This is a genomic window from Pantoea sp. X-Soil-TKNS-1211 (assembly GCF_059730495.1).
In genome coordinates, this window is sequence record NZ_AP035954.1 from 321,987 (window position 1) to 343,525 (window position 21,539).

Annotated in this window: 18 protein-coding genes and 1 pseudogene; 7 read left to right on the forward strand and 12 right to left on the reverse strand. The window is 55.0% G+C overall.

Annotated elements, in window-relative coordinates:
• Window positions 1–4 precede the first annotated feature (4 nt).
• The gene (locus AC6I8W_RS21935) at window positions 5–787 is read left to right on the forward strand and encodes an alpha/beta fold hydrolase (RefSeq protein WP_497838765.1); all 783 of its coding nucleotides are present in this window, start codon (window positions 5–7) and stop codon (window positions 785–787) included.
• Window positions 788–798: 11 nt separating this feature from the next.
• Here the strand turns inward: AC6I8W_RS21935 and AC6I8W_RS21940 are convergent, their stop codons facing one another.
• Window positions 799–1,308, reverse strand: a complete 510-nt coding sequence (locus AC6I8W_RS21940) for a GNAT family N-acetyltransferase (protein WP_497838766.1) — start codon at window positions 1,306–1,308, stop codon at window positions 799–801.
• A 63-nt stretch (window positions 1,309–1,371) separates the two neighbouring features.
• Here AC6I8W_RS21940 and AC6I8W_RS21945 point away from each other — a divergent pair, with 63 nt between their 5' ends.
• Entirely contained in the window at window positions 1,372–1,950 is a 579-nt protein-coding gene (locus AC6I8W_RS21945) for a helix-turn-helix domain-containing protein (protein ID WP_497838767.1), read from the forward strand.
• 2 nt (window positions 1,951–1,952) lie between these two features.
• Here AC6I8W_RS21945 and AC6I8W_RS21950 read toward each other — a convergent pair whose 3' ends face one another.
• Window positions 1,953–3,068, reverse strand: a complete 1,116-nt coding sequence (locus tag AC6I8W_RS21950) for a metallophosphoesterase (protein WP_497838768.1) — start codon at window positions 3,066–3,068, stop codon at window positions 1,953–1,955.
• Between the two features lie 204 nt (window positions 3,069–3,272).
• Here AC6I8W_RS21950 and AC6I8W_RS21955 point away from each other — a divergent pair.
• Window positions 3,273–3,686, forward strand: a pseudogene (locus AC6I8W_RS21955) (MetQ/NlpA family ABC transporter substrate-binding protein); the annotation flags it as partial.
• Between the two features lie 44 nt (window positions 3,687–3,730).
• Here AC6I8W_RS21955 and AC6I8W_RS21960 read toward each other — a convergent pair.
• The 4 genes from AC6I8W_RS21960 to AC6I8W_RS21975 all read right to left on the reverse strand — a co-directional run bounded on the left by AC6I8W_RS21960 (window position 3,731) and on the right by AC6I8W_RS21975 (window position 8,963).
• Entirely contained in the window at window positions 3,731–5,032 is a 1,302-nt protein-coding gene (locus AC6I8W_RS21960) for an MFS transporter (RefSeq protein WP_497838248.1), read from the reverse strand.
• Window positions 5,033–5,311: 279 nt separating this feature from the next.
• Window positions 5,312–6,715: a c-type cytochrome gene (locus AC6I8W_RS21965; RefSeq protein WP_497838249.1), complete on the reverse strand. Its 1,404-nt coding sequence runs from the start codon at window positions 6,713–6,715 to the stop codon at window positions 5,312–5,314.
• Complete coding sequence (locus tag AC6I8W_RS21970) at window positions 6,712–8,367, reverse strand: GMC family oxidoreductase (RefSeq protein WP_497838250.1); 1,656 nt, start codon at window positions 8,365–8,367, stop codon at window positions 6,712–6,714. The genes AC6I8W_RS21965 and AC6I8W_RS21970 overlap by 4 nt, the downstream gene beginning before the upstream one ends.
• Window positions 8,368–8,396: 29 nt before the next feature.
• A complete protein-coding gene (locus AC6I8W_RS21975; RefSeq protein ID WP_497838251.1) occupies window positions 8,397–8,963 on the reverse strand; it encodes a sugar dehydrogenase complex small subunit in 567 nt (188 codons plus the stop codon).
• 326 nt (window positions 8,964–9,289) lie between these two features.
• On the opposite strand from AC6I8W_RS21975, the gene AC6I8W_RS21980 reads away from it, so the two are divergent.
• The gene (locus AC6I8W_RS21980; protein WP_497838252.1) at window positions 9,290–10,201 is read left to right on the forward strand and encodes an alpha/beta hydrolase; all 912 of its coding nucleotides are present in this window, start codon (window positions 9,290–9,292) and stop codon (window positions 10,199–10,201) included.
• A gap of 6 nt (window positions 10,202–10,207) precedes the next feature.
• Here the strand turns inward: AC6I8W_RS21980 and zinT are convergent, their stop codons facing one another.
• Window positions 10,208–10,858 (reverse strand): metal-binding protein ZinT, encoded by a 651-nt coding sequence (gene zinT / locus AC6I8W_RS21985; protein WP_497838253.1) that lies wholly within the window; start codon window positions 10,856–10,858, stop codon window positions 10,208–10,210.
• A 560-nt stretch (window positions 10,859–11,418) separates the two neighbouring features.
• On the opposite strand from zinT, the gene AC6I8W_RS21990 reads away from it, so the two are divergent.
• The gene (locus tag AC6I8W_RS21990; protein WP_208717611.1) at window positions 11,419–11,724 is read left to right on the forward strand and encodes a YdgH/BhsA/McbA family protein; all 306 of its coding nucleotides are present in this window, start codon (window positions 11,419–11,421) and stop codon (window positions 11,722–11,724) included.
• Between the two features lie 75 nt (window positions 11,725–11,799).
• On the opposite strand, the gene AC6I8W_RS21995 is transcribed toward AC6I8W_RS21990, so the two are convergent.
• The 5 genes from AC6I8W_RS21995 to AC6I8W_RS22015 form a co-directional block, all read right to left on the reverse strand.
• The gene (locus tag AC6I8W_RS21995) at window positions 11,800–13,062 is read right to left on the reverse strand and encodes a Dyp-type peroxidase (protein ID WP_497838254.1); all 1,263 of its coding nucleotides are present in this window, start codon (window positions 13,060–13,062) and stop codon (window positions 11,800–11,802) included.
• 3 nt (window positions 13,063–13,065) lie between these two features.
• Window positions 13,066–14,280, reverse strand: coding sequence for an iron uptake system protein EfeO (gene efeO, locus AC6I8W_RS22000; protein ID WP_497838255.1), 1,215 nt, complete (start codon window positions 14,278–14,280; stop codon window positions 13,066–13,068).
• Window positions 14,281–14,293: 13 nt separating this feature from the next.
• On the reverse strand, window positions 14,294–15,910 hold the full coding sequence (efeU, locus tag AC6I8W_RS22005; RefSeq protein ID WP_497838256.1) for an iron uptake transporter permease EfeU: 1,617 nt from the start codon (window positions 15,908–15,910) through the stop codon (window positions 14,294–14,296).
• A 443-nt stretch (window positions 15,911–16,353) separates the two neighbouring features.
• Window positions 16,354–17,361, reverse strand: a complete 1,008-nt coding sequence (locus AC6I8W_RS22010) for an ABC transporter substrate-binding protein (RefSeq protein WP_497838257.1) — start codon at window positions 17,359–17,361, stop codon at window positions 16,354–16,356.
• Between the two features lie 14 nt (window positions 17,362–17,375).
• Window positions 17,376–19,487 carry a TonB-dependent receptor gene (locus tag AC6I8W_RS22015; protein WP_497838258.1) on the reverse strand — a complete coding sequence of 704 codons (2,112 nt, stop codon included), beginning with the start codon at window positions 19,485–19,487 and terminating at the stop codon, window positions 17,376–17,378.
• Window positions 19,488–19,660: 173 nt separating this feature from the next.
• On the opposite strand from AC6I8W_RS22015, the gene AC6I8W_RS22020 reads away from it, so the two are divergent.
• Both AC6I8W_RS22020 and AC6I8W_RS22025 read left to right on the forward strand, forming a co-directional pair.
• Window positions 19,661–20,731 carry an ABC transporter substrate-binding protein gene (locus AC6I8W_RS22020; RefSeq protein WP_497838259.1) on the forward strand — a complete coding sequence of 357 codons (1,071 nt, stop codon included), beginning with the start codon at window positions 19,661–19,663 and terminating at the stop codon, window positions 20,729–20,731.
• Window positions 20,700–21,413 carry a substrate-binding domain-containing protein gene (locus AC6I8W_RS22025; RefSeq protein ID WP_497838260.1) on the forward strand — a complete coding sequence of 238 codons (714 nt, stop codon included), beginning with the start codon at window positions 20,700–20,702 and terminating at the stop codon, window positions 21,411–21,413. Before AC6I8W_RS22020 ends, AC6I8W_RS22025 begins: the two co-directional genes overlap by 32 nt.
• Window positions 21,414–21,539: the final 126 nt, after the last annotated feature.

Genomic DNA, 21,539 nt, shown 5'->3' on the forward strand with positions numbered 1-21,539 from the left:
AACCATGAAAATAGTCAACAAAGGCATACAACTCCACGTCACCGATAGCGGCAGTGGCGACATTGCATTGGTTTTTATGCATTTTTGGGGAGGGTCTTCAGCCACCTGGTCTTCGGTGATCAATCTCCTACGCAAGGACTTCCGCTGTGTCGCGATTGATGCACGCGGTTCGGGGGAATCAGAGGTGGTCGAACACGGTTATCGCACCTCAGACCATGCAGATGATATGTATGCGGTTATCAAAGCATTAGACCTCAAACGGGTGATTCTGGTTGGACACTCGATGGGAGGCAAGACGGCCCAACTGCTCGCCAGTCGTCAGAATAAGGAGGTGGTGGCGCTCGCGTTGGTGGCTTCCGCCCCACTCGCCCCGATGAATTTCAGTGAAGCACAGCGCAGCCAGATGCGGATAGCCTACGACAGCCGGGAATCTGTCCTGTGGACCCTGGATAACGTGTTAACCGCAGGAAATTTGACCGAACAGCAACGCGAAATGCTGGTCGAGGATGCATTGCGCGTCAGTGACAACGCGGCAAATGGCTGGATCTGTACTGCATCGCGTGAAGATCTGCGCACCGCTGCCGAACATATCCATCTGCCTGTCATCATCATGGCCGGTGAAGAGGATAAGGTCGATCCCCCGTCGGTGGTCACAGACGCCATTGCAGGGCTTTATCCCTGGGCTGACGTCCATATCATTCCCGGCAAAGGCCATCTGCTGCCGGTGGAAGCCGCGCAGACGGTGGCAAAGCATCTCCGAACATTTGCCACCTCACTGCAAGGTTAACGCTGGCTCCGTCAGGGCTGTTCTCGATTATTGAGACGCAACTGAAGAAATGTCAGATCCAGCCAACGACCAAATTTGTTACCCACTTCACTGACGCGGCCCGCATCGGTAAAACCGAGCTTGTAATGCAAAGCGATGGAAGCGCTATTTTCTGACTCAATGCCCGCCACCATCACATGTTTGCCCTGGTGCGTGGCGTGGCTGATCAGGGCGCGCATCAGTGCTTCCCCGGCACCTTTGCCACGTGCGGTTTTCTGCACATACACCGAATGTTCCACGGTGAAACGATAGCCATCCCACGGACGCCAGTCACCGTAGGAAGCGTAGCCGAGCACCGCATCCTGTTCATCAACCGCCACCAACACCGGAAAACCCGCATGCTGACGATCGGCTATCCATTGCACACGGTTCGCCACATCAACGGTTTTGTCATTCCAAATCGCCGTGCTGTTCAGCACCGCGTCGTTATAAATGTCGGCAATGACTGCCGCATCCTGCTCAACTGCCGGGCGTATATTCATTCTGGACACCTCATGGTTCTGTCACTAAAGTAGATGCTTCGTTCACTATATTATTTATCCACTATGTCAGACGAAAAATCCAGTAAAGAAGACAGCATAAATATCCGTATTGGACAAAAGGTGAAAGCCGAGCGGGAAAAACGCGGTTGGTCATTGACCGATTTGGCCGAGAACTCTGGGGTGTCACGTGCCATGATCCACAAAATTGAACGCGGCGAAAGCAGCCCGACGGCGACCCTGTTGGCGCGCCTCGCCGGTTCTTTTGACATGAGTATGTCGCAGCTGATCGCCCTGAGCGAAGTGCAGACCGGTACGTTGATCAGACAGGCACAGCAGCCGGTATGGCAGGACCCGGAGACCGGTTATGTCCGGCGGCACGTCTCACCCGGTCAGATTCCCGTGGATCTGGTCAGTGTCGATTTACCCGCCGGAGTGAGCGTACCGATGCCCGCGATCTCCTATTTGTCACGCCGTCAGTTGATCTGGGTACTGGAAGGGACGCTCACTTTTCAGGAAGGCGATCATAACTTTGCCATGCAGCAAGGCGACTGCCTCGAATTGGGGGATCCCGCCGACTGCATCTTCAGCAACACCACGGCGCAAAATTGTCGCTATGCCGTGGTGGTGCTGAAAAACAGCTAACGCTATTTTGCGGACTGAAGCGTGATGCGCGTCAGCTCAGAAGGCCGGCCTAAACGTACCGCCATTCCGGGCCACAACGCGGTGCCATTATTGACGTACAGCTGCATCCCCTCGACCGCATACAGGCCCGAAACATACCCACCATTAGGTTTGGCGAACAGACGATCAAACCCGGCGATCAAGCCACCATGGGTGTGCCCGGAGAGCTGAACATCCGCCCCCTGCGCCGCATTCTGCCGGGCATTGCGCGGTTGATGATCCAGCAGCACAACCGGGGCATTCACCGGTGCACCCGACAGCGCTCCGGCCAAATCCGGACCAGTGGCACCCCGGCGAGGAGCCGACGCATCGGTCACTCCGGCAATCACCAGGCTGCCGCCTTCACGCGCCACCACCGTATGGCTATTGAGCAATGGCTTCAGCCCAAGTGAAGCGAGATGATCAGTCCAGGCCTCCTGCTCAAAGAAGTACTCATGGTTGCCGGTGATAGCAAACACGCCATCCGGGGCATGCAGGCCGCGTAATGGTTCAACATCATCGCGCCGGTTTTTCAGCGTGCCATCAATCACATCGCCGGTGATCACAATCAGGTCAACGTCGAGCGTCAGGGCTTTTTTCACCATCTTCGCCGTCCAGCGGGCGTTAAACAGTTTGCTGATATGCAAATCCGTCAGTTGTAACAACTGATAGCCCTCAAATTCTGGCGGCAGGTTATTGATGGTAAACACCACATCTTTCACCGGTGGCACGCGTATCGCCTGATGAACGCCAAATGCGGCCAACAACATCGCGACTATCCCCGCGCCATAACGCACCTCAGGCGCTATCGCCAGCGGGTGCCCCAGCACCAGCGCAACCAGCGCCGCCGCATCGATCAGCACCTGCAACATGGCGAGGAACAACACCGCGCAGAACGCCCAGTTAAACAGGATGATCAGCGGGCGCGGCATCTCCGGCGACATAATGCTGCCAGAAGTAAAACGACTGAAAAACAGATATTGCGTGGCGATCAACACCACGGCGGAAAACACCAGCTTCACCGCCAACGGCAAGGCCAGAGGGGCAATAAAGCGCGCGATCACATACCAGCCTGGAATACTGAAGATCAGGTGAAACATCGTGAGTCCCTGGGATTTGAGCGAGGTTAAGGCAGGTCATTATCCAACAAAATCGTGGCGGGAACTTTTCAAAACAGGCGGTTTGGCGAAATCGCTGCAATTTGCAGCAAACCATCCCCGTCTGGATGTACAGACGTCTGGATGTAGATTATAGTGCGTGCGCGCCGTTACACGGAATGTGCAACGGGTAAAGATCATCGAGATGTTCAGAAGGGAACCACTACCCTTGGCCGCAGCCTGCTGCTGTTGCAGGCACAGGGGCTGATCAGCGTGCAACCGGAAGCCGGTCTGCTACCGACCACGCTGGACATTACCGCTAACCCGAAAAACCTTAAATTTGTTGAAGTGGATACGCCGCAACTGGCACGTACCCTTGACGATCCGCAGGTTTACGTGTCGATCATCAACAACAACTTTGCCGCGCTGGCGAACCTGTCGGCCTCACGCGATGGCATGTTTATGGAAGGCAAAGCCTCGCCTTACGTGAACGCGATTGTGGCGCGAGAAGATAACAAAGACAGCCCGAATATTCAGAAACTGAAGGAAGCATTCCAGTCACCGGAAGTGCTGAACAAAGCCAACGAGATTTACAAAGGCGATATTATCAAAGGCTGGTAAGCATGAAACAGGCCGCGCAGCTCCACGCCTGCGCGGCCTCCCCCTCAATGCTTCAGGGTAACAAGATTGGTCTCACCATCGGCAGACGGATTTAAATCACAGGCTTTGGGCAGCCGCGTGGTGATCAGCCCCGCCACCACCAGCGACCCGGCCAGCCAGCATATCGCGACATTCTGTCCGTATAGCATGGTCATCATCCCCACCAGATACGGCCCACAGAAGCCGCCTAAATTCCCCAGACCGTTGATCACCCCACGCGCACTCCCTGCCACTTCCGGCGCGGCAATACGCCCCGGAATGGACCAGAACGGACTGGTGGCAGCTTTCAGGAAGAAGCCACACACTACCAGCGCGATATAGGCGGCCACCACGTTGTGATGCAACACCACCGACGCCAGCAGCGCGGCGGCAAAGCAGAACAACGACACCATCACCCACAGACGGCGCTTCCCGGTACGATCGCTCAGCCATGAGATGGCATAGATACCCAGCAGCGTGGCAACAAAGGGCAGCGCGGCGAGCAGGCCGATGCCGGTCATATTCGAACCGGTCAGATTTTTCAGAATGCTGGGCAGCCACAGGGTGTAACCGTAGTCGCCGGTCTGATAAAAAAAGTTCAGCGCCACCAGCTTCATCAGACCCGGATTACGAAACACCGCTTTTAACGGCGCTTTACTCACCGGAGCCACGGCACGGGCGGCGGCACGTTCCCGCTGCAACTCACGCAGCAACCACACTTTTTCCCGTTCCGGTAACCAGCGCGCTTCCTCGGGACGGTCACTTACCACCAGCCACCACACCAGCAGGATCACCGCCGACAGTCCCCCTTCGATGATAAACAGCCAACGCCAGTCCAGCGCGTTAATGATGTAACCGGAGATCGGTGCAGTAAACATGCCGCCCAATGGCGCAAACATCATGACAAACGCATTGGCGCGTCCCAGCTCTTTTTCCGGGAACCAGTTACTGACCATGGTTAACACAACCGGCAGCATTCCCCCTTCCGATACACCCAACACAAAACGCAGCGCCAGCAGCTGATAGTGGTTGGTGACAAAGCCGGTGGCAATCGACACCACCGTCCAGGCCACCAGTGACCAGGCGATAAAACGCTTACCGCTGCCGTTAACCGCAATGCGACCACCCGGCACTTGCAGGAACAGATAACCAATGAAGAAAATACCGCTGATGATGCCCGCCATCTGGCTGGTGATGGCGAGATCCTGATCCATCCCACCCGGTAAGGCAAAACTGATGTTGACGCGGTCCATGAAGGAGATGATGCAAACAATTAAAATCGGCGCAATAACGCGATACCAACGTGTTCCGGGAATAGACTCCTGCATAACGCCCCCTTCGGAAAGATGCTTAGCTCTGCCATTTATTAAAGGGAGTCTGGAAATTATTTTTTGCGACCCGCGTCACTGGGAAAAGTGTTAACAAAAGGTGTTACACGCAGCGTGATGGGGCAATGAAATCAGCGCGATAAATCGCGCCATTACGCCATGTTTCAACCGTTATTTTTTGTAGCAGCGCGATTTATCGCGCTAATCTTGCGACACATCACAACACCTGTAACACACCGCCGTAACAAAAAGGGCCAGCTGGTTAGCTGGCCCTGATGATCACGACTGTTTTTTACCTCTCCGCCTCAGAACCACACTCAGTGCCACCCCAGCCAGCACCAGGATAATCACCCCAATGATACCCGGCAGCACCAGCGGTTGCAGGCGGGCGAGCAGTGGCGGATGGCCGCCTTTGCGTACCCAGGCAACATCACCCGCGGTCACGGTGACGTTGGGGTTGCCGTAGTTTTTCAGCACAAAGTTACTGATATCGGCGACTTGTTGATCGTTCAGCTTATCAACGTAAGACGGCGAGCTAAAGCCCGGCATCAGCACCTGATGGTCAGCGGTATCACGCTGTACACCAAACAGAATCGCCGCAATCAGGTTATTGGGGTTGCGCATCCCGGTCGCGGTGTTGTGGAACAGCGAGGGATAGGCCTGGTTGGCACTGCCCGCTCCATCCGGCTGATGACAGCTGGCGCAGTTGCCGCTAAACAGCGCCGCACCGCTGGTCAGCGATTGGTTAGCGTTATTCGGATTGCGTCCGCGCAGGCTGTTTTCCACATCCATCGGCGCACCGTAGCTGAAGGCCGGTTGGGTTTCCCCTTCATCACGTAGTGGCGTCGTGCCTTTGAGGTAAACCGCAATGGCGTGCAGGTCGCTGTCCGGCAGGTATTGCAGGCTATGCTCCACTGCTTCCGCCATGCCGCCCGCCGCCTGGTTTTTGCCTGGCGCACGACCGGTTTTCAGGTACTGCACCAACTCGTCATCGCTCCAGCCACCAATACCGCTGATCGGATCTGAGGTGATATTGGGCGCATACCAGCTACCCAGAGGCCCACCCGCCAGCGGGCGATCCTGCTGTTCCTGCATCATAAAACCACGCGGCGTGTGGCAGGTGTTGCAGTGCGCTAACCCGTTAACCAGATAATTGCCCCGGTTCCACTCCGCACTTTTGCTGCCATCGTTCTGCCACATTTTGTCATTCGCAAACATCATGTTCCAGAACCGCATACTAAAACGCAGACTGAACGGAAAAGGCAGATTGGTTTGCGGATTCTGCTGCTCCACCGGCTGGACGCCATGCCTCAGATAGTAGTAGAGGGCGTGCACATCCGCATCGGTCATCATGCTATAGGAGGTGTAGGGCATCGCCGGATAGAGCTGCGCCCCGTCGGCGCGCACGCCATGTCGCACCGCTGCCGAGAACTGGGCTTCGCTGTAGTCACCGATACCGCTTTTTGCCGGGGTGATGTTGGTGGCGTAAATCACCCCCATCGGCGACGCGATACCATAACCGCCGCTGTACGCGGTTTTACTGCCGGGCGCGGTATGACATGCCTGGCAGTCCGAGGCGATAGCCACCTGCTCGCCCTGTCGCAACAGGTTAGTATCAAGGGATGCGGCCTGGGCACCAAAACTCACCAAAGCCGCCAGACTGCTGGCGATTAACGTTTTCATGCCAGAGTCCTCATGCGCTGTGCGATATCCTGCGCGGCTTTCAATCCCAGTGCCGCCATGGTCAGGGTGCTGTTGACCACGCTCGCCGACGGAATCGCTCCCCCGCCCGGCAACCACAGGTTTTCATGGTCAAAGGCACGACAGTTGCCGTCCACCACCGCGTCTTTACCGCTTTTCCCCATGATCACGCCACCCATAATATGGTTGTTGGCGTTCAGCCCCTTACTGATGGTGAACTCTTTGCCGTTAAACAACTGACCGATATGTTCCAGTTGTGCATGCGACACCTCAGCCCCTTTGCGCACATAGTCACCGACGTCGTAATAGATATCCGGGCACGGCAGCCCATGAGGATCGTTGCGGGTTTTGCTTAACGTCAGGCGGTTTTCCGGGTCCGGCAGCGGTTCGAGGCTGATGGAGATATCCACGCTATGGATCGCGCGGTAACGAATCTCCTCATCCAGCGCTTTGCCTACCAGCCCTTTTTTCAACGCCTGCTGCGTCGCCGCGACGACACGTGAAATGTTATTGAGGATCATTTTGTTGGCTGAGTAATCACGACGGAAGTCGCCATCGCGATAGCCCACCATGCAGCTGCTTTGCGCCGGACCACGTCCCAGCCACACCGGTTCTTCCGTCAGGAAGGAACAGTGGAAGCCAGAGTGGTCCATCATATTGCGCCCCACCATATCTGACGCGTTGGCGATACCATTCGGGTTGCCAGCGTTGGCCGCCATCAGCAGCAGACGGGGTGTTTCGATGCCGTTACAGGCAAGGGCAAAGGCTTTGCCGGTTGCCTTGTGTGATGCGCCTGAACTGTCTTTCCAGTGCACGGCGGTCACACGGTTGTTGCCATCGGTATCGATTTTGTAAACCACCGCTTCAGCCAGCACCACCGCGCCGTTGCGTTCTGCGCGCTCAATATGATGGATGCCGTTATACATCGCCCCAATCGGGCAAATCGGCTGACAGTTATTGTTGCCGCAGCAGGTGGGACGGCCTTCCCACGGGCGGGTACTGCGTCCTTGCGGGATCGGCACCAGGTTGTAACCGTGCGGATTCACCACGCTGGCAAAGTAGTTATCACCGTGGGCAAACGGCACCATATCCATCGGATAAGGTTGGCTGCGCTCAGCCGGTGATTGCATCGCCACATTATTCGGCCCCGCTACCCCAATTTCGTTTTCTGCCCGGCAGTACCAGGGTTCCAGCTCGTCGTAGCTGATCGGCCAGTCACGGCCCACGCCATATTTCGACTGCATAACAAAATCGCTGGGGTGGTGACGCCAGCAGGATGCCGCCCAGTGCCAGGTGGTGCCCCCGACGGTACGCAGGTAGCCCTGCTGAAAACTGGCGGCGTTGGGGCCGGTAACGTTGACATAGTTGTTCGGCGGGAAATAGAGCGGTGCCGGGGCAAATTTTGACTGCGGATATAAGCCCTGAAAATCAGAACCGGCGCGATTGGCGAACGGCATGTTACGCCAGTTTTCCACCGCCTGTGCACGATCAATACGTAAACCTGCTTCCAGCACCAGTACGGAATAGCCCTGACTGACCAGCTCATTAGCCATCAAGCCACCTACCACACCGGAGCCAACAATAACAACGTCTGCGGAGGCATCGCCCTGCGCAGAGAAAATTGGTTTTTTCATGGTTTTCTTCGTTTTATTGAAATGAGTATTTACAGCGAGTCAATCAGACCATTGCGTTCATCGGGCACCGGTGCAGTCCACCAAATCGGCCCGTTGCCACAGTAGGTTGGCACCACCAGACCATCGCTGACGGTTTGGTACATCAGCGCCTGCTTATAGGCGACCAGCGTGCCGTGATAGTCATCGCCCACCGTCCCGGTGTACCAGGCGGTGACGATGCGATAGAGAAAATCGTGCAAACCCGCACTGTCCGCCTGCGCCAGTAGTTGCTGCGCAGACATCCCCGGCTGTAACAACAAGGCAAGCTGCGTCAGACGAGGAGCAAACTGCGCATCGCGCTGGCTAAAAGCGGCAAAAAAGCGCGCCGCCAGCGCCGCATCCAGATGCTTATGTTCGGTGATGGCCTGCGAGATTTGGATAAATTGTTTCGCCGTATCGCTGCCACTGATCACACTGGCGGCAAACGCTCTGCCCGGCAGGTTTGCCACCACGCCAGTCAGCGTCAGTCCAAGGGTTGCAAAGAGGAATTCCCTGCGACTGGAACCGGTTCCATTTTTACTGGCAGAAACGGTTTCAGTTGGAAAATGTCGTTTCATGGGTTACCTGATGTTGAGAAGAAAGGAGTAATAAAGTTACGGGTAACATCGTACCGGTTAAGTTTCAAAACTGTTATCAGGTTTTTATCAGATTCCGTACTTTTCGCAGGGTAATAGCACTAAATGATAAAGAAATGTGAAATTGGTTAATTAAAAAACATCCTTGATTTATTACGTTACAAACCGTAACGCGACCACATTATTCTCATAATAAAATTCAATTAAGGTACATTTTGTTGCGGCGCGATTTATCGCGCGGGTCTGACAGAACATGCCACTGCCTTAAAATAGCGCGATAAATCGCGCCGCTACGACAAGGAGCTGCCATGCATCGCCGCCGTTTTCTGACCGGACTCACCCTCGGCGCGCTGGTTGCAGCCAATACCCGCGCCGCCTTAGCCACAGCGCCGATAACGCGTTCCGTCATTCCCCTCTGGCACGGACAACCGCCAGGCGGCGGCGGCCCGACGGGCGCACTTGTGACCTCGGCCTCGGGAGCGCAGCACCATATCGCCGTACCCACCCTCACCGTTTTCACCCCTGGGCATGCCAACGGTTATGCGGTGCTGATCGCCGCCGGAGGGGGCTATAAACGCATTGAAATGGGCAAAGAGGCCTGGCCTGCGGCGCAATGGCTGACCAACCGTGGATTTACCGCTTATGTGCTCAGCTATCGTCTTCCCGCTGAACACTGGCATGATGGCAACCTGGTCGCGCTTCAGGATGCACAGCGTGCGCTGAGAATGGTGCGGCAACGTGAACAGCACGTCAGCGTGCTGGGTTTTTCTGCCGGAGGACATTTGCTCGGTCTGGCCGTCACCCGCGCAGATTTTGAATCTTATCCACCTCAGGATGCGCTGGACCATACCCCGGCCAGGGCCGAACGCGCCGCGTTGATTTATCCCATCATCACGCTGGAGCCACCCTATAGCCACACCTCAACCCACCGGGTGCTGGTGGGTGCGGATGCCTCCGACGCCGAGGACGCAAGTTGGTCGGTGCAGAACTATATTCGCCCTGATTCCCCGCCCTTTTTTCTGGTGCAGGCTGAAGATGATCCGGTATCAAACCCTGAAAATACCCTGATTATGGATCGGGCCTGCCAGCAACAGCGGGTAGCGGTTGAACTGCATCGCTTTTCACGTGGCGGGCATGGTTTTGGCCTGGGACGGCCCGGCACGCCAACAGTGGCGTGGCCGGGCGATTATGCGCGATGGTTGCATGAATGGCAGCGCTAATCCGCCTTAGTGGTGCAGCATCTCTTCCACCACTTCGGCAGTCTGCATTTGGTATGGATAGTATGTTGGCCAGTTATCCATCTCGTTCAGCAACGCTTCCTGCGATGTGTTGCCGGTAAAGATATGGAAATGCGACGATTTTCGCGGGCCGATGATGTGATCGCTGAACTGCACGTATTTAGGTGCCTGGCTGCTGGCATCCTGACACTCAAACAGGTAACGCACGCCCTTTTTACCTGATGCATAGGTAAGAATTTTGTGCCCGGCATAGTTGTAGTGGCAGGAGGTAGACTGCTGGCCAATATGAAACTCCATCACGCCGTCTTCAATCCCGATGGTATCGACCTGCGTAGCGTAGCCCTTACGGTAATACTCTTTAACGCCTGCAAAGGTTTTACTGGGGTCTTTTTCCACTTTCTTGCGCAGCACCGGATCGAGGTCGCCATTGACCAGTAGCGGATAAACCGACTGCCAGACACCCTCCCAGTCGGCCAGATTACGGTCCCTGACATCCTTATCGGCGAATACGCCCTCTGCCGCTTTCTGCTCCATTGCCGTCAGTGGCTTACCGTGCGCATGATCTCCATGGGCCAGGGCCTGCGCACTGAGACTGATTAATCCCAGAGATAACACGATTTTTTTGATTTTGCTTACCACAACCAGACTCTCCATTGGTTAAAGTGGAGATGTTATATCATAACAATTTGTAACGCAAAGTGTATGAACCAACGGCAATGGCTGCTCAGAGGATGGCAAAAAGAAGCCCAAATTCATTTGGGCTAATCGGACGTGAAGAATGTTTATTATGATGTGGCATAGAGAAGTCATTGCAGACTTCTCGTCAGGCAGGCTCAGAGTAAACCAATCCTTAACATCTTATTTATAATCTGGTGCGAAGAGGTAGACAGCCTCTCTGGTAGAGAAGCGATTTATCGCGCATTCCTAAGGCCAGGGCGCGCGCGATAAATCGCGCCGCTACGGAAATGTAATCAAATGAAAAAATATTCGCGTAAAGTTAACTGAGTTGTGGCAGAAGTTTTCCTGCATGTTAATTAGCAGTTAAAGCTAAAATTCCCTCAGCCAAAAGGTATTTATTATTCCTAACGGTGGTGATTACCTGCCGTGCGCAACCGTCGGTATTTATCAACGAAGATTAAACGACAACAACCCATCGTCATACGTATAACTGGCTTACCAGTCACGTTGAGGAGTCAGATATGAAAGCTTTAGTCAACGACATCATTTCTATTTTTACCGAGAAGACAATTAATCCGGTACTGGTCCGTTCAGGATTATCTCACCGTGAAATTGCCTCGATCCATCCGGTCGGAGTCACCAGCGTCAGTTGGGTGACATCCATGGAAGAACTCAATGACGCCTTTGTGAAGAAGGCTCTGGAAGCCGGTGCGGTGGGCTACCACATCACCAATGTGGACGCTCATCAACCGGGCAATGACGGTCAGCATGTGATGGCAGCCACCGCGACGCTGTATCATATTAATGACAAAGTCGCTTACGGTTAAAACGTGTATAACGCTACAATTTATCACACAGCAGACACATCGCCAGGTCGGATTTCCCCTGGCGATGTGTGTTATTCAGGTAAACAGTTCCGCGCCAATATATGATCCTTCAGCCGGTGCAGGTGGAATAAAGAAAATACCTGAACCGATATGGGAAATATATTCATTCAACGCATCGGCCGCACCCAGCTTGGCCTGCAAGGTTTCAAAATGCGCCGGATCATTCTGATAACTGATAAACAGCAAACCCGCATCGAGAAAGCCGAGATTATTTAAGCCATCCGTATAATTATACGAACGTCGCAGAATACGAATGCCTGCATTATTCTCATGGGCAGCCAGGCTGATATGCGCCGTCGCCGGGATAATCCGTTCACCGCTTTGATCCGTTACCTCAAAATCAGGTTGATCAAACTCTTTGTGCCCGCTCAGCGGTGCGCCAGACAACTTATGGCGACCAAAAATATTATTTTGATCGCTGACGCGGTCCACATCCCAGTTTTCGATGTGCATTCGAATTTTACGCACCACCTGATAGCTGCCCTGTTGCTGCCAGGCCGGGCCATCATTAATCCACACATGACGTTTGAAATCCGCTTTTTCGGTGATGTTGCGCGTACCGTCTTTGAAGCCAAACAGATTGCGCGGCGTGGATTGTCCTTTGCCAGCAGAGGCGCGACCAAATCCCAGCACCGACCAGCGCGTGGCTGCCGTACCGGTCGCCTTGGCGATGCGCGCCAGGTTACGTACCGCGTGATAAGCCACCTGCGGATCATCGGCACAGGCCTGAATGGAGAGATCACCACCGGTCAATTCCGGGCTGAAATTGTCGCTTGGCAGCTGAATCAGTTCGCGCATCAACGGCGGTTTCTTCCCTGCCAGCCCCATCGCTTCGCTGAAAATTCGCGGCCCTAAGCCCACAGTCACGGTTAATGAGGCGGGACCGAGATCCATTGCTTCGCCGGTATCACTGCCGACGCCGCTGGTGCGCAGTGGTTCGATCTGGCCGATAGTCTCGCCACGCATCATTTGCGCAATCGCGGATGACCAGCGGGCCAGTAAAACCTGAAGATCGCGCGGATTCTGCGAAGTTAAGTCAAACGCCATAAACATAATATGACGCTGTGGCGGCGTTTCGATGCCCACCTGACCAGAGGTGCCATAAAAGGCATGTTCACGTGAAAGATCAACCCGATCTTCGGGATTATGCAGCGCTTCGCTCTGCCCATGCGCCGAGCTGATTACCGGGATGCTCAGGGCGCTGGCGACAGCCCCTTTCAATACATCCCGCCGGGTAAAATTACCGGCCTCCCTGGCCGGTTTTGACTTATCGTTCATCGATTATTTTCCGCTGGTAGCGACTTTTTCAGCGATTTTGGACAAGGGTTCCTGCAACGCCTGCACTGCACGGCTCAGTTTGGCACCCTCTGAGGCTTTCAGTTCGGCGGTGTAGTACTTGTATCCCCCCGGAATCGCCGGGTCGCGGTAAGTTTCGAGTAACGCGCGTACCGCCGCGAATTGCTCAGTCACGCGCTTAGTCAGATCGGGATCGATTTTTTCCAGGCCCGGTTTCAGGAACGCAAATGCCTGTTCGGCACCTTCGATGTTGCCGGCAAAGTCAATCAGATCGAGATGGCTGAAGGCTTCTTCTTCACCACTGATTTTGTTGCTCTGAACTTCTTCCAACAAGTCAGCGGCACCGTTAGCCAGGTCCTCAGGCTTGTAAGTCAGCTTTTTCACCTGCTCATCCAGCTTGTGAACATTGCTTTGCAGTTCAGCGGCCAGCTGTTTGGTTTCTGCGGTAATCGCACCTTTGCCGAACAGGTCACGTTCGATGGCGTGGAAACCATGCCAGCCGACTTTCGGGTCGATGTTGGAGGCGCGCATGTCGACCAGATAGTCGAGGTTGCCCGCGTTATCAGTGGCTTTGAAGCCCGGTAATACGAAACCACTGACGTCAGATTCGATACGTTCATAGAACGGACGCGCTTTGGCGTAATCCGCTTTGGCTTTTTCCACATCACCGGCATCAATGTCTGCCTTCAGACGATCAACCGCCACCACCATGGCGTCCACCACGCCGTTGACATAACTGGCATAGCCTTTGGTGCCTTCTTCCAGCAGCGTGGCAACGCTACCGGTCGGTGCAGCCGCCGCTTTACCGGTGACGGTAAAGTTAGTCAGCTCCTGTTTCGCGCCAGGACAATAAATCTGGTAGGTGCCGCCATCCAGCGTCACCGTGAATTTCACCGCAGGCAGACCCGGCGCAAGGTTCTCTTTTTCACCCAGAATACGGTTGTCGCTCAGCAACTCCAGCTCAGTCAATGCGGTGGCGGTTTTATTCACCACGGTGAAGGTGACCGGACCGGCTTTGGCCGAGGTATGGTCGATATGGCAGGTGCCATCGCCTTCGTTGGTCATGGTGATATTGACCTGTGAAGCCCCGTTTTTCACCGGTGCCGCCGTTGCCGCCTGCGCATCCACCGACAACATCAGAGCCGCGGAAATCCCTGCCGCAATCAGCGCGTATTTTGTAGAGAACGGTTTTGTCTTCATCGTGCCTTCCTGTTTATTTTTCAGGCAATTGGTGAGTTGAACTGTCCAGCAGTCCCTGTTTGCTGCGTCCTCGGGCACGAGCACCTTTCAACCGCCTGAACTGACGGCTGGCTGAGAAAAAGCAGGTGAAGGCCAGAATGGCAAAAAGCGAAGGTAAAATAATGGCCCAGAAGTGCCAGATATCCTGTGCGACCACCGCATCGCGTAAGCGTTGTTCCATATCCTGGGACCAGTTGGGGCTAATCTGCCAGTCGCATCCCGCTTCGGTGGTACGCGCACGGGCGCTGATGGTGCGCGGAGACTGAAGACCACTGCCCGATAAAGTGATAAAGGTCGTCGGGTGTGATTCAGCATTAATGAGCATGCCACGCGCCATCGAAGCATCGACGCTACAATTCACCGTCCATTTGGCGTCATAAGGACCAGGATGTTGTGCCGGGCTTAAACCAACCGGAATGCGGTTGCCATAGGCGTCCATCACCTCATCCAGTGTCAACGGCGTGTGAGCATCGGAGGGTTCATAGCTGAAACTCGCTTGCCACTCCTGACGGCCCGACGTGGTGACTTTACTGAGTTGATCGGCAGGCACCACCAGCGTCTCCGCCGGTTGCCCATCGAGAGTGACCGCAAATTGTTTACCGGCCCCGGGCTGGCTACTGATATGGCCGACCGATTGCTGCGAAGTACGGCTGACCAGCGGGATTTGATCGGGGATCTCCACGTCCGGTGCCGGATAAAGGAAGAACAGCAGCACTGCGGTAATCATCAGACCCATGCCGGTCACGGCGGTAAACTGTGCCGCCCGCTTCGGTGCGGGACGTAAATGGGCGGGCCAGTAAATCATCGCCGCCACCACCACGATGTAAATAAACCAACCCGCAAACTCCACCAGACGGGGATCAGCCGGAATACCGAGTACACCGGTAATCAACGCTGACTGCACGGTGCCGGGCGTGACCAGCCAGCTCAAGTCGACGATGCGTTGCTGACCGGTGTTTAACCAACCCGCCTCATGCGCACTGCGCAAGGCAGAGATAATTAAACCGGCCGCCACCAAAATCAGGAACAAACCCGTCAGACGGAAGAAGCGAGACAGGTTAATACGGATACCACCGACATAGATGCCCCATCCCACCAGCACCGCCACCAGCAAGCCCAACACCGCGCCCACCGCTGCCCAGACAGCTGATTGGGCAGCGGAAAAGGTCGCCAGCAGAAATACGCTGGTCTCGAAGCCCTCTTTCAATACCGCGAGAAACGCCATACTGGTCAGCGCCAGCGCACTGGAACGGCTGATGGCCTCAGCCGCCTCGCTTTCCAACTGGCGCTTGAGGTTATGAGCATGGTTGTTCATCCACATCACCATGCCGGTCACGAAAAACACCGCCACCAGACCGATGATGGATTCCATCATTTCCTGTCGCGCTTGCGGCAAGGCGTTTTCGGTCAGATTCAGCACAAAACCCACGGCCAGGGAGAGAATCACAGCACAACCGACGCCCAGCCACATCGCCGTGAGTGGCCTGCCATTTTTGCGTAAGAAAGCGGCGATAATGCCTACGATTAATGCGGCTTCAAGGCCTTCGCGCAATGCGATAATGAACGTCGCCAGCAAGTAGAGTGCTCCCAAACAGGTGCCAAAAGCGAAATGATAATAATTATTAGTATCACTCCCCGTGAGAATAATAAACATTCCCGCTAACCAGCATAGTAAAAAAAGGAAAAACTCTATTTGTCCCTGACATTGCCAGATATTATTTTGCTTTCTGATGTGAGCAACATCTCAACATTAAGTTAACCTTAAGAATTAAGGCTTCCTCGTTAAAAGACACAACGTAGCGGCGCGATTTTAACCCCAAAAAAACAGCGCGATAAATCGCGCCGCTACGCAACCGGGAGAGAGACGCCGCCCTCCCCGGTGGTTATTTTGTTGATTGTAGAGATATGTAAAGGGAACAGCTTGATATGACTTGTAATTTTATTTAATTGCTGAATTATTGATCCAATAAGTGTGACTTTCTTTACGCTTAAAATTGTTGATTCATTTCCTGTAGCATTGTATTCGCTGCGGTTTTAGATTGCAGGCGGTAGCGCCTGTAAGATCCGCCCGGCTTCAGCGGCACTCAATCGATACGCGTAGAACTGACGATAAAAATCGCGCGTGGCGTCGATGATATCCAGATCGGGAAACAGCTCGGGATGCAGTCTGGCTGCGGCCCATTGAATCTGTAGCGCTACCTCGGTGCCATAGCGATCCCATGGAAACACCCCTGCCGGATTCTGCCACACCCGATGATTTTTCACCGCATTGACGCTGTTAAACAGCGAGGCGTAATCAGAATCTGCCAGGGTTCCCGCCCCTGCGCCAATGATGATCACATCCGGGTTCCAGCGGATCACCTCTTCCGGGGAGATCGGCTTCATATTGCCCTCGATACCCGCCGCAACATTGCGCCCACCCGCCAGCGTAATCCAGGTATCGATCAGGGTATCGCGACCGTCCACCTTCAGCGGATGCAGTGACTGGATATGCAGCACGCGCGGTCGCTGACTAGCGCTCAGTTGCTGCGTTTTCGCCCGAATGCGGGCAATCTGTTGGTCCAGATACTGGTTGTACGCCACGGCGCGCGCCTCGGCGTCAGCCGTCCCCACCACCTGCGCAGTGATGGTGAGGGAGCGTTTCAGCGAGGCGAAGTCATCAAATTGCATCTCCAACACTGGGATCCCCGCCAGCCGGTACGACTCGGCATCAGGATCGTGGGCTGGGACAAACACCGCATCGACATGTCGCGCCAGCAGCGCCTCACTGGAGAAGGTTTTACCGTGCGCCTGTAACGCCTGATACAACGACGGCTGCACCTTAAACATCCAGGGTCGATCGGCTGGATGGTTCACCGTCGCCACAATACGGTTGGCCGCCCCCAGCGTCATCAGCAACGAATGATGGGCAAACCAGGCATCGGCAATGTGCGTCACCGGGTGGCTAATCACCACCTGCTGCCCAACATCGTCCGTCACCGTTTGTGCCTGAGCAATGCTGCTTATCACCAGCAGCGCCAGCCCGCAGAAAGTTTTCAACATTGCCTCGCTCCCGGTCAGAAATTGAGTTGCATCGAGACCTGAACCATGCGCGGATCGCCCAATTGCGCGCTGGCGTAGCCGGAACCGCTATAACCGTTCAGCCCACCCGGCACAATATTGGTCCAGTAGTGGCGATTGGTCAGGTTGGTAGCATCAAGACGGAAGGTGGTGGCGGTGTTGAACATCTGCGTCTTCCACGCCGCCCCCGCATCCAGCGTGGTGTAACCACTGACCCAGCCATCGTTCTGGTTATCGGTGCTACGACGCCCGACATAATGCATGCCGCCGTGAATATCGGTGCCGCTCAACATCGGCAGATCGTAGGCGGCGAACAGGCTGGCAACATAACGCGACAAACCGACGATTTGTTTATTGTCCGTCTGTGCACTGGCGGTTTTCAGCAGACGCGGATCCAGCCAGGTCATCCCGCCGTAAACATGTAGACGGTCGGTGACGTCGCCATCCGCCATCAGCTCAATGCCGCGGTTACGCTGCTCACCGTCCACCGCATAGTCACCGCTGGCGTTGGTATAGGCATACGGACGTTTGATCTGAAATAGCGCGGCGGTCAGCAGCAGCTTATTGACGGCCAGCTTGCTCCCCACCTCAACCTGACGGCTACGATACGGTGCCAGAATGTTGCCTGCATTGTTGGCAGTAGCTGGCGCGGTGTCGCCCTGTTGCAGGCTGTCGGCATAGCTGACATACAACGTCAGCGGATCAACCGGCTTATACATCAGGCTGGCCGAGCCGCTAAAGCCACTGTTTGACGATTCGCTGCTGCGGCTGCCGGTTTTGCTGTAATTGGCCGAGCTGAGCAGGCCTTCGCTGCCCGCCAGCAACAGGCTCCACTGCGGTGAAAACGCCAGATTGTCGCTGAGTAAAAAGGCGTGTTGCGTGGCCGTCGCCGAATGGTAGCGATCGGTAAAATCCGGATAATCCGGCTCGGCAAACGCCTGAGGATTATCCAGCAAAGCGCTTCCAAGGGTCGAAGTGCCCCCCGCCCTTGGGTTCATGTTTTTCCACACAAAACCCCGCAACCCGGTGGAGATCTGATGATGGATCCAGCCGGTATCCACTTCGCCATTGAGGTTCGCCAGATAACTGTTAATGGTGAAGCGGCTCGCAGTGGCGGATGAGGTGGTGGTGGTGTAGTGCCCCTGATTGTCGGTAAAGGTGTTAGTCACCGCCGTCGATTCGCGATCGGCGATTTGACGCAATACCCCTATCTCGCCTTGCCAGTTGCCGTCGAAATCGTGTTTCAGATGCACGCCCGCCGTCAAAGTGTGGTTATTGTCTCCTGCATAGGATTGGCCGAGATGGGCGGTTTTCGGATTGGGCGCGGCCGGGAATGTCAGGCCGCTACCCAGCGCAAACTTGCCGGGTAACCCTTTGTCGTAGAAGTGGTAGTAGCTGAAGTTGGTTTCCAGCACCGTCTGATCGCTGAGATTGGCATCCAGCGCGAGACTGACCAACTGGCGACGCTTTTTACTGCCTGTGACGTAGCCATTGCCTTCGTCATCCAGCAAATTCAGGCGATAACGTAGCCGATCTTTATCATCCAGCGGGCCGCTGAAATCCCCCGCCAGCAGATGGCTGATGCCGGTTCCCGCGCCGACAGTGACGCTATGTTGCGGGCTATCGCCAGGACGTTTGCTGACAAAATTGAATAATCCGGCTGGGTTGGCAGGTCCATATAGCGAACCGGCCAGACCATTCAGCACCTCCAGATGGTCAAACTGCTCGGCGGCGTAATCGGTGGTGGAGACCACATTCAATCCGTCGATCATGCTGTTCTGCACCACGCTACCTTGCATACCACGCGTTTGCGGGCGCGCACCATCACCCTGCACCGAAGGCATATAGCGGTAAATGTCGCTGATACTTTTCAGCTGCTGACGTTTCATTAATTGCGGTGAAACGGTTTGCACCGCCCAGGGCGTATTCCGTATTTCCTGGCGGCCCAAATTACCCAACGTGGCTTTTTTATCCACCGATGATGGCGTTTGATTTGGCGATGCAATGACGGTGAGCTCGGGCTGTTCTGCCGCCTGGGCGTGAATTGCCATCAGTATGCTGACGCTAATTAAACTGATAAGCGGGGTGTTGCGCGGTTTAATTTTCATGACCTTGCCATTGCCTGGATTAACAAAATGTTTACTTATGGTATTGTTTTGAAAGGTTATTATTGTCGTTATGTAAGTTATTATATATCGATAAAAATTAAAAGGGCAATGTTATATATCCCCCTCCCACCCATCGCTATATACTCCTGTACATATCGATACCAGGAGCCACTATGAACCGCCTTTTTTTCCGCTACGCCTTAACTGGCGTATTACTACTGACCTCTTTACACAGTTTTGCCAACCGGGTGGTCACTGACCAGATTGGCCGCCAGGTGACCATTCCTGATCGGGTCGATCGCGTGGTGGTGCTACAACATCAAACCCTCAATTTACTGGTGCAGCTCAATGCCACCGACAAAATCGTCGGTATTCTCGCCAACTGGAAACAACAACTCGGCGATGGCTATGCCACGCTGGTGCCAGAGCTGAACCATAAAGCGATGCTCGGCGATCTCACTCATGTGGATGTGGAGAGCCTGGTGGCGCTGCGCCCCCAGGTGGTGTTTGTTACCAACTACGCACCGAAAGAGATGATCGATAAAATTTCCGCGCTGGGGATACCGGTGATCGCTATCTCGCTGCGTCATGATGACGCCGGTCAGCAGGGCAAAATCAACCCCGCCATGCAGGATGAGGAGCTGGCGTACAACCAGGGCATTAAGGAAGGCATCACCCTGATTGGTGACGTGGTCAACAAGCAGGCGCAGGCCAAAACGTTGATTGCTGCCGCGTTTGCCGGTCGTCAGTTGGTCACCGATCGTCTGCGTTCCGTTCCTGAGCAACAACGGGTGCGTGCCTATATGGCGAACCCGGATCTCACCACCTACGGTGCCGGAAAATATACCGGGCTGATGATGGCGCACGCCGGGGCGTTAAATGTGGCTGCTGCCACCCTTCAGGGTTTTAAACAGGTGAGCATGGAGCAGGTGATTGCCTGGAATCCGCAGGTGATTTTTGTGCAAGACCGCTACCCGCAGGTGGTGGATGAGATCACCCACAGCGCGCAATGGCAGACTATCGATGCGGTGAAGAACCATCGCGTCTGGCTGATGCCGGAATATGTGAAAGCCTGGGGTTATCCGATGCCAGAAGCCATCGGGCTGGGCGAACTGTGGATGGCGAAGAAACTGTATCCGGAAAAATTCCGCGACATTGATATGCAGAAGGAAGCCGATCGTTGGTATCAACAATTTTACCGGACATCCTATCATGACCACGTTGCGCGTACTGGCAGCAGGTAGCCTGCGCCCCGTGTGGCCGGCGTTGATGGCGGCCTGGGGGCCGCCAGTCGACACTGATTTTGGCCCGGCGGGTCTGTTACGTGAGCGTATCGCCTGCGGAGAAAGCTGTGACCTGTTCGCTTCCGCGAATACGGCCCACGCGGAAAATTTGCTCCAGCTCGGGCTGGCACAGCAGACGGGCCGTTTTGCCGCCAACAGCCTGTGCCTGACGGTAAAACGTGACAGGGTCACAGCAGGAGAGGATTGGTTAAGCGTGCTGACCCGCCCTGACCTGCGGCTCGCTACCTCAACACCGCGTAGCGATCCTTCCGGTGACTATACCTGGCAATTGTTTGCCGCCATTGAGCAGCGTCATGCTGGCATTGGCCGCGTACTGGAGAGTAAAGCCCGCTGCCTGGTGGGTGGGCCGGATAGCCTGAACATCCCGGCTGGCGAGTTGGCCGCCCGATGGCTGCTGGCACAGGGCCATGCGGAGATGTTTATCGGTTACGCCAGCTATGCGCCGCGACTGGCGGCGTTTCCTGAGCTGCACATCTTCCCCATTCCGCAGCCTTATAACATTCAGGCTGAATACGCCTGGGCACTTTGTCAGCCGTCGGCACAGCCACTGGCAGAATTTCTGCAATCATCTGTCGCACAACAGATTTTCTGCCAATACGGATTTTCGCCGTTAATGGCTTGATCTGGCGCAGGGAAAAGCCTCAGTCAGCGCGAAATTATTTTATGGTGATTTCACGCTGACCGGGGTTATCCAGAAAAACATGATCCAGATCACATTTACTGTACTGATGGCCGGGGATGGTTAAAA

Excerpts from the sequence above, each read along its gene's own strand:
- AC6I8W_RS22015 (WP_497838258.1), bottom strand. The coding sequence starts at position 19,487 with ATGAAAATTAAACCGCGCAACACCCCGCTTATCAGTTTAATTAGCGTC.
- AC6I8W_RS21935 (WP_497838765.1), top strand. The coding sequence starts at position 5 with ATGAAAATAGTCAACAAAGGCATACAACTCCACGTCACCGATAGCGGC.
- AC6I8W_RS21995 (WP_497838254.1), bottom strand. The coding sequence starts at position 13,062 with ATGAACGATAAGTCAAAACCGGCCAGGGAGGCCGGTAATTTTACCCGG.
- AC6I8W_RS22010 (WP_497838257.1), bottom strand. The coding sequence starts at position 17,361 with ATGTTGAAAACTTTCTGCGGGCTGGCGCTGCTGGTGATAAGCAGCATT.
- AC6I8W_RS21990 (WP_208717611.1), top strand. The coding sequence starts at position 11,419 with ATGAAAGCTTTAGTCAACGACATCATTTCTATTTTTACCGAGAAGACA.
- AC6I8W_RS21950 (WP_497838768.1), bottom strand. The coding sequence starts at position 3,068 with ATGTTTCACCTGATCTTCAGTATTCCAGGCTGGTATGTGATCGCGCGC.
- AC6I8W_RS21945 (WP_497838767.1), top strand. The coding sequence starts at position 1,372 with ATGTCAGACGAAAAATCCAGTAAAGAAGACAGCATAAATATCCGTATT.
- AC6I8W_RS21960 (WP_497838248.1), bottom strand. The coding sequence starts at position 5,032 with ATGCAGGAGTCTATTCCCGGAACACGTTGGTATCGCGTTATTGCGCCG.
- AC6I8W_RS21980 (WP_497838252.1), top strand. The coding sequence starts at position 9,290 with ATGCATCGCCGCCGTTTTCTGACCGGACTCACCCTCGGCGCGCTGGTT.
- AC6I8W_RS21975 (WP_497838251.1), bottom strand. The coding sequence starts at position 8,963 with ATGAAACGACATTTTCCAACTGAAACCGTTTCTGCCAGTAAAAATGGA.
- efeO (WP_497838255.1), bottom strand. The coding sequence starts at position 14,280 with ATGAAGACAAAACCGTTCTCTACAAAATACGCGCTGATTGCGGCAGGG.
- AC6I8W_RS22025 (WP_497838260.1), top strand. The coding sequence starts at position 20,700 with ATGACCACGTTGCGCGTACTGGCAGCAGGTAGCCTGCGCCCCGTGTGG.
- AC6I8W_RS21965 (WP_497838249.1), bottom strand. The coding sequence starts at position 6,715 with ATGAAAACGTTAATCGCCAGCAGTCTGGCGGCTTTGGTGAGTTTTGGT.
- AC6I8W_RS22020 (WP_497838259.1), top strand. The coding sequence starts at position 19,661 with ATGAACCGCCTTTTTTTCCGCTACGCCTTAACTGGCGTATTACTACTG.
- AC6I8W_RS21970 (WP_497838250.1), bottom strand. The coding sequence starts at position 8,367 with ATGAAAAAACCAATTTTCTCTGCGCAGGGCGATGCCTCCGCAGACGTT.
- AC6I8W_RS21940 (WP_497838766.1), bottom strand. The coding sequence starts at position 1,308 with ATGAATATACGCCCGGCAGTTGAGCAGGATGCGGCAGTCATTGCCGAC.